Here is a 12,089-nt window from a genome sequence, read left to right as displayed (position 1 = left end):
TAAGGACTCGCTTTTCTATTGTACAAACAGGGCACTGGCATCTGTAGGTACGAACTTATTTGTGAATTACTCATATGTATAAAATTAATTTTGAATAGTTACTTATAACTTATATTTATAAGAATACAAGTTGTATTTTTATAAACATAGATTATATTTATAGAAGATAAAAGCACGCTATGGAGTTTTCTTTCCGCTAGAAATCTTTTTACTTGTTTATGATCCCTCCACCGAGAATAATATCGTTCCTGTAGAATGCAGCCGCTTGTCCGGGAGCAATTGCTGCCAACGGTTCATGAAGTTTTACGTGTAACAGTCCGTCACCGGTCATTGTAACGGTACATCTGTTCGCCTGCTTCCGATATCTTATTTTTACTATTACATCATCCTTACCCAACAGGGATTCCGGATTTATTATATTCCAGTCCGTGAGCCACATTTCGCTGTGTTCAAGCGAAGACAGTTTGTCACTTATTACAACTTTGTTTTCTTCAGGAATTATTTCTTTTACGAACAATGCCTTGTTCATATATATCCCCAATCCTCTGCGTTGTCCTATTGTATAAAAGGGATATCCTTCATGTTTCCCAATGTTATTGCCTTCTTCATCACAGAATATGCCGGGTTTGATTAAGTCAGGATTTACATTTTTTCCTAAAAAACTTCTGTAATCCATAGGGCAGAAGCATACTCCAAGACTGTCTTTCTTTACGGAAGCTTTCATGAAGCCTCTTTCTGCTGCTATTTCTCTAACTCTTGTTTTTGTTATATTTCCCAATGGCAGTACCATCCGCTTCATAATATCCTGTGGAAGTCCCCATAGAAAGAAAGACTGGTCTTTGTCTGGGTCTGTACCACTCTTGATATGCCAATATCCGTCGCATAATGTTTTTTGTACGTAATGTCCTGTGGCAATATGGTATATTCCTTCCCTGTCGGCTATTTCTTTAAGTATAGGCCATTTCAGATAGTTATTGCACTGCGTGCATGGAACAGGGGTTCTCCCTGTCATATATTCCTTTATAAAATAGTCTATGATGTATTTTTTGAATCTGTCTCTGAGGTCGTAAGTAATGTGCGGAATGCCAAGTCTGGAGCAAAGCTCTCGTGCGTCGTCCAGATATTCTGTATTGTTATCTTTTTCAAAGAAGCGGAATGTTGTTCCTGTAACTTCGTATCCTGCATCCAAAAGCAACATAGCTGCTACAGAACTGTCTGTACCTCCACTCATTCCTAATAATACTTTATTGTTTTCTTTCATAATTCTGTCTTCTTGAAAGTGATAGCTTGACGTAAGGGCATAAAAAAAGGAGTACCGCTGTACTCCAACCTTTGTTAACCTTAAAATCTAATACTATGAAAAACACAGTACAAAGGTACGGACTTTTCTGTTATCTGCAAGTTTTGTGCGCGAAAACATGTGTTTTATAACATTATTTAGTGTTGTTGCCGTATATTATACACTTGTTAAGGTTTTGCCCTATACTCTAATGGGCTCATGCCTGTGTGTTTTTTAAAATATCTTGAGAAGAATGATTGATCAGGGAAGTTTAATTCATACGAGATATCCTGTATGGACATATTCGAGTATTTAAGCATTATCTTTATTCTCTGTATTGCATGTTTGTCGATAATGTATTTGGCTGATTTATCTGCAACATTTTGTGTTATTGACGATAAGTAGCGTGATGTTATGTATAATTTCTCTGCGTAAAACCCTACTTCTCTTTGTTGTGGACAATACTTGTGTATCAGATGAATGAACTTTATAAACAGCTCTTCTCTTCTTCCCACTTCCTCCGATTTGTCTATTTTAAATAGGGTTCTTGTCTTGTCATATACATCAAGTAGGAAACTTTGGATATTGTTTTTGAAGATTTTTACTCTGAAACAGTTAGTCTTTTCATTATAGAAATCTTCCATAGCTTCTATCAGATAGTTCATCTTGTTTATTCTTTTTTCTCCTAATTGTACGCAGGGATATTCTTTCAGGAAAAAAGTGAACGAAGGTTCCAGTTGTGCTGTCGCTTCGTCGTAAACTTCGTGTTTGAATGTTATATATGAGATTTTGAAATCGTCACTATTGCTGATATTGTGGACTATGCTCCCGGCTATTATTATTAGCTGTGTATTGGCTACCAGTTCGTATGGGATAAGGTCTATTTCTATGTGGGCAGTACCTTTTCTGCAAAAGATAATTGTGTCCACATCTACTTTCATGGTTTTACCCTGAGGTAGCCATTCATTCTTGTCTGCTCCTGCTTTGAAAATTTCATCATCTGGCAGTTGAAATATATGCATATAGTTTCAATTTTGTTAATAACAATTTATATCAATAAAAATACATAGTAAAAATAGTATCTAAAATTGCAATTCTGTAATATATTGCGTTGTTTTTTTTATTATTTATTCTTCGTTAAATAAAAAATATTTAAGGTCTTAATAATTTATAAAGAGGACAGTGAGTTCCGTTTTTGAACAATTGTGCTGTAAAAAAGAAAATTAACGTTCTTCGCAATTAACTTAATTTTGCCACGAATTTTAAAGTAAAAAGATTTATATGGTAACAGTAAACAAAAAATGGTTGCAACTGATGGGGATAGTTGGTTGCGCAATCGGGTTCGCTTCGTGTGGACAAACTCAAAAAGGAGAAATGCAAACCGGTGGTTATGAAACAATGGTTGTGGCAAAAGCTGACAAAGTTGTAGAAACAAATTATTCTGCTACAATTCGCGGACGCCAGGATATCAATATCATGCCGCAGGTATCAGGTACAATACAGAAATTATGTGTAACAGAAGGTGAGAAGGTGAGAAAAGACCAGGTACTTTTCATTATTGATCAGGTTCCTTACAAGGCTGCACTCAATACAGCTGTTGCAAATGTAAAGTCGGCTCAGGCTGCTTTAGCTACTGCTGAACTTACTTATAATAGTAATAAGGAGCTTTTTGCAAAGAAGGTTGTATCTGAGTTTACATTAAGAACATCTGAAAACCAGTATCTCACTGCAAAAGCACAGTTGGCACAGGCGGAGGCTCAGGAAGTAAATGCAAGAAACAATCTTTCTTATACTGAGGTGAAGAGCCCAAGCAACGGTGTTGTAGGTATGTTGCCTTATCGTGTGGGTACTTTGGTTAGTCCTTCTATGGTTGAACCTCTGACTACAGTTTCTGACAACTCAGAGATGTACGTCTATTTCTCAATGACTGAAAATCAGGTTCTTGGTATGGTTCGCGAGTATGGTTCTATTGACGATGCGCTTACTAAAATGCCTGAGATATCACTAGTACTCAATGACGGAACTACGTACGGAGAAAAAGGAAAGATAGAGTCTATCAGCGGTGTGATTGACACCCAGACAGGTTCTGTAGGTGTACGTGCCGTATTCCCTAACGAGAATGGTCTTCTTCTGAGCGGTGCTTCAGGTAAGGTTTCTATCCCAAGTACATATAATGACTATATCATTGTTCCACAGGAAGCTACAGTAAAACAGCAGGATAAGATTTCTGTATTTAAGGTAGTTGACGGCAAGGCTGTGACAACTCTTATTAAGGTTGCCGCTTACAACGACGGACGCGAATATATCGTGCTCGAAGGTCTTAACGTAGGCGACGAAATAGTAGCCAAGGGTGCAGGACTTCTTCGCGAAGGTACTCAGGTGAAATAATTAAAGACGACAAAGTTGATTTAGAGTGACTTTAATAAAGATAGAACAACAATGAAAGGAAATATATTTATCAAACGACCGGTGATGGCTATTTCCATCTCCATCGTAATCCTGCTGGTGGGATTTATCTCACTTATATCGTTGCCGGTAGAACAGTATCCTGACATAGCGCCTCCTACAGTGGTGGTAGAGGCTACATATACAGGTGCCAGTGCTGATGCTGTGATGAACAGTGTTATCATGCCTCTAGAAGAGAGTATAAATGGTGTGGAAAACATGATGTACATCACCTCTACAGCTACAAACTCCGGTACTGCACAGATTCAGGTGTTTTTCAATCAGGGAACAGACCCGGATATGGCGGCTGTAAACGTACAGAACCGTGTATCAAAGGCTCAGGGTCTTTTGCCTTCGGAAGTAACAAAAATCGGTGTCTCTACAGCAAAACGACAGACCAGCTTTCTTCAGATTAACACATTGGTAAGTACTGACGGAAAATATGACGAAACATTCCTTGCCAACTATCTGGATATAAACGTAATACCTGAAATCAAGCGTATTCCTGGTGTGGGTGACGCTACATTGCTTGGTGATACATACAGTATGCGTATATGGTTGAATCCGGAACTTATGGCACAATATGGTCTTGTACCGGCAGATGTTACTGCAGCCCTTGGCGAACAGAATATTGAAGCTCCTGCAGGTACACTTGGTGAAAACTCGCCAAACGTATTCCAGTATGCAATGAAATACAGAGGACGTCTGAAAGATGTAAATGAATTCGATAATATCGTTATCCGTTCAAATGCCGACGGTTCTGTATTGAGACTTAAGGATATCGCAAAAGTAGAGTTGGGACGTCTGTCATACGGTTTCCACGGTGAGGTAAACGACCGTCCAGGTGTGACTTTCCTTACATTCCAGGTTGCAGGAGCCAATGCTACAGAGGTGAACGAAGCTATAACAAAACGTCTTGAAGAGATGTCGGAACTTCTTCCTCCGGGTGTGGAATTTGTACAGATGATGAGTTCGAACGACTTCCTTTATGCATCTATATATAATGTGGTTGAAACCCTTATCGTAGCCATCATACTGGTTATCCTTGTGGTTTACTTCTTCTTGCAGGATTTCAAGAGTACACTTATTCCGTCTATTGCGATTATCGTATCACTGGTAGGTACATTCGCATGTCTTGTGGCAGCAGGTTTCAGTATAAACATCCTTACTCTGTTTGCCCTCGTGCTTGCCATCGGTACTGTGGTGGACGATGCCATCGTTGTGGTGGAAGCGGTTCAGGAAAAGTTTGACTCCGGTTATACATCACCATATCTTGCTACAAAAGATGCGTTGAGCGATGTAACCATGGCCGTTATCTCATGTACATGTGTGTTCATGGCTGTGTTTATCCCTGTAACATTCATGGGTGGTACTTCAGGTATCTTCTATACTCAGTTCGGTATCACTATGGCTACATCAGTAGGTCTTTCAATGATTTGTGCCCTTGTTCTTTGTCCTGCACTTTGTGCCATCATGATGAAACCGTCCGACGGAAACAAGAGTCCGAAAAGCTTCAATGGTCGTGTAAGAGCAGCATACAATGCCTCTTTCAACGCTACCATGAACAAATATAAGAAAGGTGTAATGTTTGCCATACATCACAGATGGATGGTTTGGGCTTCACTTATTATATCTGTTATTCTCCTTGTATTCTTCATGAAGACAACCAAGACAGGTCTGGTGCCGCAGGAAGACCAGGGTACATTGATGGTGAACGTAAGTACAGCTCCTGGTAGTACACTTGTTGAGACTACCAAGGTTATGGATAAGGTAAAGGAAATTCTGAAGAACACTCCTGAGATAGAGAACTACAGTGCCACTTCCGGTTACGGACTTATCTCCGGTCAGGGTACTTCGTATGCTTCATGTATCATTGACCTTAAACAGTGGGATGAACGAAAAGGAGCAGAACACACAGCGGAAGCTGTTCTTGGACGCCTGAATGCACAGTTCGCACAGATAAAGGAAGCACAGATATTCTGTTTCCAGACAGGTATGATTCCTGGTTACGGTATGGGTAACTCTATAGAGCTTAACATGCAGGACAAGACCGGTGGCGATATGTCTGTATTCTTCGGACATGTCATGAATTTCCTTGGAGCTTTGAACCAGCGTCCTGAGGTAGCAATGGCATATACTTCATACGCAATGAACTTCCCTCAGATAGCAGTTGATGTAGATGCTGCCAAGTGTAAACGTGCCGGAATTTCTCCATCAGATGTACTTTCTGCTTTGGGTAGCTACTGTGGTGGTGCATACGTATCAAACTATAACGAGTTCGGTAAAGTATATCGTGTAATGCTTCAGGCATCGCCTGAATATCGTCTTGATGAGCAGTCTCTTAATAATATGTATGTACGAAACGGCTCGGAGATGGCTCCGTTGGGACAATTCGTTACATTGAAGAGTGTATTGGGCGCTGAAGTCGCAAAACGATTCAATCTTTACAGTTCAATCAATGTAAACGTAAATGCCCAGATGGGATATTCTTCTGGTGAAGTTCAGAATGCCATCAAGGAAGTAGCTGCACAGACATTGCCTACAGGTTACGGATATGAGTATGGTGGTATCGCTCGTGAGGAATCACAGAGTGGTGGTTCGCAGACAGTATTTATATATTTAATATGCGTCGTGCTTATCTATCTGATTCTTTCATGTCTGTATGAAAGCTTCCTTATCCCGTTGGCGGTTATCCTTTCTGTACCGTTCGGATTGATGGGTAGCTTCCTGTTTGCGAAACTCTTCGGACTGGAAAACAATATCTATCTTCAGACAGGTGTTATCATGTTGATTGGTTTGCTTGCCAAGACAGCCATCCTGATTACAGAGTTTGCCGTAGAACGCCGTCGTAGAGGTATGGGAATTATCGAGTCTGCATATTCCGCAGCTCAGGCACGTCTGCGTCCTATCCTGATGACCGTGTTGACAATGATTTTCGGTATGCTTCCACTTATGTTTGCAACAGGTGCCGGAGCAAACGGTAACAGTTCATTGGGTACAGGTGTTGTAGGTGGTATGCTTATAGGTACTTTGGCTCTTCTTTTTGTGGTTCCGGTGTTCTATATCACGTTCGAGTATCTTCAGGAGAAAATCCGCAAACCTATGCAGGTGGAAGGAGATGCACAGTTCCAGATGGAGAAACAGCGCAGTCTTGAAGAAAGAAGTGCTTTCAGTAACAATGATAAGTAATAATCATTAAACGAATTACACACATGAAGAAATTTATAATAATCGCTACTACAGCTGCAATGTTAAGCAGCTGTGGTATATATACAAAATATAAACCTGCAGAAACAGTTCCTGACAGCCTGTACGGAGAAAAGGTGGAGGTTGCGGATACGCTGAATTTCGGCAATTCCGACTGGAAAGAGGTTTTCACAGATCCTCATCTGCAGACCTTGATAGAGCAGGCATTGCAGAATAATACCGATTATCAGTCTGCGCAATTGAGAATAGAAGAGTCGAAAGCTACTCTCCTTGCTTCTAAGCTTGCTTTCCTGCCGTCATTCGCTTTGGCTCCGCAGGGAACAATCAGCAGCTTTGATGGTCAGAAAGCTACAAAATCATATCAGCTTCCTGTCACAGCAAGTTGGGAACTTGATATCTTCGGACGTATGCGCAATTCCAAGAAACAGGCTCAGGCATTATATGCACAAAGCATTGATTATAAGCAGGCTGTACGTTCGCAACTGATAGCAAGTGTAGCCAATACATATTATACACTTCTTATGCTTGACGAACAATTGGCGTTGTCGCAGGAGACAGAAACTGCATGGAAAGAAACTGTGGATGCTGCACGTGCGCTTATGGATGCCGGACAATATAATGAAGCAGGTGTTTCACAGATGGAAGCTACATATTATAGTGTGCAGACATCTGTAATTGACCTGAAAGAACAGATTAACCAGACATTGAACAGTATGGCACTGCTTCTGGCAGAAACTCCACGCGATTATGAACGTGGAAAATTAGCGGATCAGAAGATGCCTGAGGATTTGTCTGTTGGTGTGCCATTGCAAATGTTGTCAAACCGTCCTGACGTCCGTTCGGCGGAACGTTCTCTTGAGGCTGCATTCTATGTTACCAACCAGGCACGTTCGGCTTTCTATCCTTCAATAGTGCTTAGCGGAACTGCCGGATGGACAAATCTTGCAGGATCGATTATTGTTAATCCTGCCAAGTTTATTGCCAATGCTGTGGGACAGCTCACTTTACCTCTGTTCAACCGTGGACAGAATATAGCACAACTCCGTATAGCAAAGGCTCAGCAGGAAGAGGCCAGTCTGAATTTCCAGCAGACATTGTTGAATGCCGGAGCCGAGGTGAACGATGCACTTACAGCATATCAGTCATGCAAGTCGAAAACCGAGCTTTATCAGAAACAGGTAAAGGCTTTGGAAAAGACTGTAATGAGCACCTCGCTGCTTATGGAATACGGAACAACAAACTATCTTGAGGTATTGACTGCACGTCAGTCATTGCTCAATGCACAACTCACACAAGTATCTAACCGCTTTATGGAGATACAGAGTGTGATAAGTCTCTACCAGGCTCTAGGAGGAGGAAGGGGATAATGAAATTCCGGAAACACACACAATCATTTCATATAAAATTAACTGTTATCATTATCTAGTGTGATAATTAGATGATTTGGGCTGCCTGGGGAGTGATCTTCGGGCAGTCTTCTTTTTGTATGAGATGTATTGCAGAAAAAGCCAAATCGTTTTAAATCAAATGCCAAGGCGTTTTGCGAAGGCTTCTTAATGCCTGAATTCTAGTCCTTAAACTATGTTTTGCAACATATACCTTGCAAATGTGTTACACAAGTATAAATATTTCATTATTACGGATTTTTTTCTCTAATTATTAATTGCATTCAAATAAAATGTTGTATTTTTGTGTCGCCAAAAAGGAAATAAATATATCTAAAATAATAACCAATTTAATTCATTAGAACAATGGCAAATTTAGATCTTACCAAATACGGTATCCAGGGTACCGTAGAAATCTTGCACAATCCTTCATACGAAGTATTGTTCGCTGAAGAAACAAAAGCTGGTTTGGAAGGCTATGAAAAAGGTCAGGTAACTGAACTTGGTGCAGTGAACGTTATGACTGGTATCTACACTGGTCGTTCTCCTAAAGATAAATTCTTGGTAAAAGACGCTACAAGTGAAAACACTGTATGGTGGACTTCAGAAGAATATAAAAACGACAACAAGCCTGTAACTACAGAAGCTTGGAATGTATTGAAAGAACTTGCTGCTAAAGAATTGTCAAACAAGAAACTTTATGTTGTTGATGGTTTCTGCGGTGCTAACGAAGGTACTCGTTTGAAAGTTCGTTTCATCATGGAAGTTGCATGGCAGGCTCACTTCGTAACTAACATGTTCATCCGCCCAACAGCTGAAGAACTTGAATCATTCGAACCTGACTTCATCGTTTACAACGCTTCTAAGGCTAAAGTTGAAAACTACAAAGAACTTGGCTTGAACTCTGAAACAGCTGTTGTATTCAACTTGACTACTAAGGAACAGGTTATCCTTAACACTTGGTACGGTGGTGAAATGAAGAAAGGTATGTTCTCTATGATGAACTACTTCAACCCACTTCGTGGTGTTGCTTCTATGCACTGTTCTGCTAACACTAACATGGACGAAACTGAATCAGCTATCTTCTTCGGATTGTCTGGTACAGGTAAGACTACTCTTTCTACTGACCCAAAACGTAAACTTATCGGTGACGACGAACACGGATGGGACAACGAAGGTGTATTCAACTATGAAGGTGGTTGCTACGCTAAGGTTATCAACCTTGACAAGGAATCAGAACCAGATATCTACAACGCTATCAAGCGTAACGCTCTTCTTGAAAACGTTACAGTTGATGCTAACGGTAAGATTAACTTCGCTGATAAGAGCGTAACTGAAAACACTCGTGTTTCTTACCCAATCAACCACATCGAAAACATCGTTAAGCCAGTTTCTAAGGGTCCTCACGCTAAGCAGGTAATCTTCTTGTCAGCTGACGCATTCGGTGTATTGCCTCCTGTATCTATCCTTAACCCAGCTCAGGCTCAGTACTACTTCTTGTCAGGATTTACTGCTAAGTTGGCTGGTACAGAACGTGGTATCACTGAACCAACTCCAACATTCTCTGCATGTTTCGGCGCTGCATTCTTGAGCTTGCACCCAACTAAATATGCTGAAGAACTTGTTAAGAAGATGGAAATGACTGGTGCTAAAGCATACTTGGTTAACACTGGTTGGAACGGTACAGGTAAGCGTATCTCTATCCGCGATACTCGTGGTATTATCGACGCTATCCTTGACGGTTCTATCGACAAGGCTCCTACAAAGGTTATCCCATTCTTCGACTTCGTAGTTCCAACAGAATTGCCAGGTGTAGATCCTAAGATCCTTGACCCACGCGATACTTACGAATGCGCTTGTCAGTGGGAAGAAAAAGCTAAAGACTTGGCTGGACGTTTCATCAAGAACTTCGCTAAGTTCACAGGAAACGAAGCTGGTAAAGCTCTTGTTGCTGCTGGTCCAAAGTTGTAATTTAATACTACAACATAATATAGAAAGCGGTCCTCTAATGAGGATCGCTTTTTTTTATTGATAAGTATGTAAACAACTTCTTAAATATTAAATTTTTCAGTTTGTTTTGTCCTGAAATATTTAATCCCGAAAAAATATCCTTATATTCGTAAGCAGATTATAATTAGATAAGCTAGACTGTAATTTATTTTTTATTAAAGATTTTAACCTCAAAATTCAAAGTATTATGATTAAGAACATAATGATTTGTGCAGGAGTATTGGCTAGCGGAGCATGCCAAATTCAAGCCGCTAAAAAAACGGAGAAGCCTAATATCATTTTTATCTTGTGTGACGATATGGGATATGGCGATTTGGGATGTTATGGCCAGAAATATATCAATACACCTAATATTGACCGTATGGCTCAGGAAGGAATGCGCTTTACGCAGGCCTATGCCGGTAGTCCTGTGAGTGCGCCGTCGCGTGCAACGATAATGACAGGTCAGCATTCCGGACATACACACGTGCGTGGAAACAAGGAGTATTGGAAGAATGTCCCTATGATGAAGTATGGCGACAACGATGAATATACAGTCGTAGGTCAGGAACCTTATGATCCCAGTCATATAATTCTTCCGGAGATAATGAAAAATAACGGATATACCACGGGAATGTTCGGTAAATGGGCAGGAGGATACGAAGGTTCGTGTTCTACTCCAGACAAGCGTGGAATAGATGAATATTATGGATTCATCTGTCAGTTCCAGGCACATCTTTATTATCCTAATTTCTTAAACCGTTACAGTAAGTCGATGGGAGATACGGCCACAGTACGTATTACAATGGATGAAAACATTAAATATCCGATGTATGGCGACGACTATAAGAAACGTCCACAGTATTCTGCAGATATGATTCATCGTGAGGCTCTTAAGTGGATTGATTCGCAAGACGGAAGTACTCCTTTCTATGGTTTCTTTACATACACATTACCTCATGCAGAGTTGGCTCAGCCAAATGATTCCATTTTGAAGTCATATAAGAAAAAGTTTTTCCATGACAAAACTTGGGGAGGCTCGGAAGGCAGCAGATACAATCCTGCAGTACATACTCATGCTGAGTTTGCCGGAATGATAACCCGTTTGGATGAATACGTGGGTGAGATATTGGCGAAGCTGAAAGAGAAAGGTTTTGATGAAAATACCATAGTAATATTCAGTAGCGATAACGGTCCTCATGAAGAGGGTGGTGCAGACCCGGAATTTTTCGGCCGTGACGGGAAATTGCGTGGCTTGAAGCGTCAGTGCTATGAAGGTGGAATAAGAGTTCCTTTTATTGTGCGTTGGCCGGGTAAAGTTGAGGCTGGAACAGTGAACAATCATCAGTTGGCTTTCTATGATATTACGCCTACTTTCTGCGAACTGGTTGGCGATAAGAAATTCCCTAAAAAGTATTTGAACAAGAAACTTGAAGGTGACTGTTTCGACGGTATATCGTTTGCTCCTACATTGATGGGAAATGATGAAATGCAGAAGAAACATGACTATCTGTATTGGGAATTTCATGAAACAGACCAGATGGCTGTACGTATGGGCGACTGGAAGATGGTCGTAAAGAAAGGCAAACCTCATCTATATGATTTATCAAGTGATATTCATGAGGATAATGATATTTCTGCAAATCATCCTGATATTGTACAGAAGATGATTGATATAATCAAGAAAGAGCATAGAGACAGTGAATACTTTAAGATAACGCTGCCATTATAAAGCAATGATGCACTTTCTGTTTATCCTATTTTGGCTTAAATATGTTCTTTTC

The 12,089-nt window shown here is 40.5% G+C and carries 7 protein-coding genes; 5 read left to right on the top strand and 2 right to left on the bottom strand.

From position 1 onward, the window contains the following. Positions 1 to 208: 208 nt before the first annotated feature. Both mnmA and OCV82_RS13240 read right to left on the bottom strand, forming a co-directional pair. Positions 209 to 1,261: a tRNA 2-thiouridine(34) synthase MnmA gene (mnmA, locus tag OCV82_RS13245; RefSeq protein WP_154044840.1), complete on the bottom strand. Its 1,053-nt coding sequence runs from the start codon at positions 1,259 to 1,261 to the stop codon at positions 209 to 211. Positions 1,262 to 1,467: 206 nt separating this feature from the next. After that, positions 1,468 to 2,301, bottom strand: a complete 834-nt coding sequence (locus OCV82_RS13240; protein WP_154044839.1) for a helix-turn-helix domain-containing protein — start codon at positions 2,299 to 2,301, stop codon at positions 1,468 to 1,470. A 259-nt stretch (positions 2,302 to 2,560) separates the two neighbouring features. Between OCV82_RS13240 and OCV82_RS13235 the strand changes: the two genes are divergently transcribed. From OCV82_RS13235 to OCV82_RS13215, 5 genes are all read left to right on the top strand, one after another. After that, positions 2,561 to 3,667 (top strand): efflux RND transporter periplasmic adaptor subunit, encoded by a 1,107-nt coding sequence (locus OCV82_RS13235; RefSeq protein ID WP_154044838.1) that lies wholly within the window; start codon positions 2,561 to 2,563, stop codon positions 3,665 to 3,667. A 51-nt stretch (positions 3,668 to 3,718) separates the two neighbouring features. Beyond that, positions 3,719 to 6,913: an efflux RND transporter permease subunit gene (locus OCV82_RS13230; protein ID WP_154044837.1), complete on the top strand. Its 3,195-nt coding sequence runs from the start codon at positions 3,719 to 3,721 to the stop codon at positions 6,911 to 6,913. A 23-nt stretch (positions 6,914 to 6,936) separates the two neighbouring features. Next, on the top strand, positions 6,937 to 8,298 hold the full coding sequence (locus OCV82_RS13225) for a TolC family protein (RefSeq protein ID WP_154044836.1): 1,362 nt from the start codon (positions 6,937 to 6,939) through the stop codon (positions 8,296 to 8,298). Positions 8,299 to 8,682: 384 nt separating this feature from the next. Further along, entirely contained in the window at positions 8,683 to 10,287 is a 1,605-nt protein-coding gene (gene pckA, locus OCV82_RS13220) for a phosphoenolpyruvate carboxykinase (ATP) (protein ID WP_154044835.1), read from the top strand. Between the two features lie 241 nt (positions 10,288 to 10,528). Then, complete coding sequence (locus tag OCV82_RS13215; RefSeq protein ID WP_262543713.1) at positions 10,529 to 12,037, top strand: arylsulfatase; 1,509 nt, start codon at positions 10,529 to 10,531, stop codon at positions 12,035 to 12,037. Positions 12,038 to 12,089: the final 52 nt, after the last annotated feature.

The sequence above is a fragment of the Bacteroides cellulolyticus genome, assembly GCF_025567135.1.
Taxonomy (GTDB): Bacteria; Bacteroidota; Bacteroidia; order Bacteroidales; family Bacteroidaceae; genus Phocaeicola; species Phocaeicola cellulolyticus.
This window is presented reverse-complemented; position numbering and strand designations above follow the sequence as displayed.

Bases quoted from the DNA above. Each gene is read 5' to 3' on its own strand.
- OCV82_RS13225 (WP_154044836.1), top strand. From the start codon at position 6,937: ATGAAGAAATTTATAATAATCGCTACTACAGCTGCAATGTTAAGCAGC.
- pckA (WP_154044835.1), top strand. From the start codon at position 8,683: ATGGCAAATTTAGATCTTACCAAATACGGTATCCAGGGTACCGTAGAA.
- OCV82_RS13230 (WP_154044837.1), top strand. From the start codon at position 3,719: ATGAAAGGAAATATATTTATCAAACGACCGGTGATGGCTATTTCCATC.
- OCV82_RS13235 (WP_154044838.1), top strand. From the start codon at position 2,561: ATGGTAACAGTAAACAAAAAATGGTTGCAACTGATGGGGATAGTTGGT.
- OCV82_RS13215 (WP_262543713.1), top strand. From the start codon at position 10,529: ATGATTTGTGCAGGAGTATTGGCTAGCGGAGCATGCCAAATTCAAGCC.
- mnmA (WP_154044840.1), bottom strand. From the start codon at position 1,261: ATGAAAGAAAACAATAAAGTATTATTAGGAATGAGTGGAGGTACAGAC.
- OCV82_RS13240 (WP_154044839.1), bottom strand. From the start codon at position 2,301: ATGCATATATTTCAACTGCCAGATGATGAAATTTTCAAAGCAGGAGCA.